We start from the raw sequence: 773 nt of genomic DNA on the forward strand, positions 1-773 counted from the left end.
GCACCGGCGATGAGGAGACCGGCGGCGGCGAAGCTGATACCGGCTTTGGAGATCTTGCGCATGAGCTGTTCCTTTGTTGGACGTTACGAGAACGTCTCATCGACGTCCGTTGGGTGTTCACCCGATGACATGAGTTCGGCACCGCCCCCCGGAGGGTTTGGTCACTCCCCCGCCGCATCGCAGAACGGCCACTGCGTCACGGCAGGGTCACGGCAGGAGCAGCCTCACCGTGAGCGTCGTCGTGCCGGATGCGAGCGTCCACGTCCCGTTGTCCGTGGGACGGAGGGTCCAGGATCCGGGCTTGCCGACCCCGCGCGACCTCTCCACGCGCACCCCCTTCGACGTGCTGACGAGCTGCTGGTGCGACACGTCGTTCGTCACGCGGTAGAGAGCGCGGTCGCCCGCGGCGATGGGGGTGATGGTCCAGGTCTGGCAGCCCGCGGCAGAGCGCCGCTGGTATGCCGGCTGCACTCCCCCGCGGTGGTGGGCCCCGCATCCTGCGATGCCCAGCGTCGCCGTCGGACTCGTTGCGCTCGCGAGCAGCACCGAGCCGACCGGCTCGAAGCGGAACTGCTGGTCGGCAGCGGCCGTCGGTGCGTCGATGGCGATGTTCGTGTCGGCAGACGCAGGATCCCCTTCGGCCGTCCACGACCGCCCGCCTGCCTGGACCGTCGAGATCGTCGTGTACCCGTCGGATGCGGAACCGAAGCTCCACCGCTGGCACGGGTTGTCGCCCTGGAAGCCGAGCCAGCCCCACTGCGCGACGTTCGCGC

At 69.2% G+C, this 773-nt stretch carries 1 protein-coding gene; it reads right to left on the bottom strand.

The window, feature by feature from the left end; all coding sequences use genetic code 11:
- Nucleotides 1-207: 207 nt before the first annotated feature.
- Nucleotides 208-773 (bottom strand): RICIN domain-containing protein (locus ABD733_RS17270; RefSeq protein WP_344798535.1); only part of this gene is annotated, 566 nt, incomplete at its 5' end.

This window comes from Frondihabitans peucedani (genome assembly GCF_039537585.1).
GTDB classification, from domain to species: domain Bacteria; phylum Actinomycetota; class Actinomycetes; order Actinomycetales; family Microbacteriaceae; genus Frondihabitans; species Frondihabitans peucedani.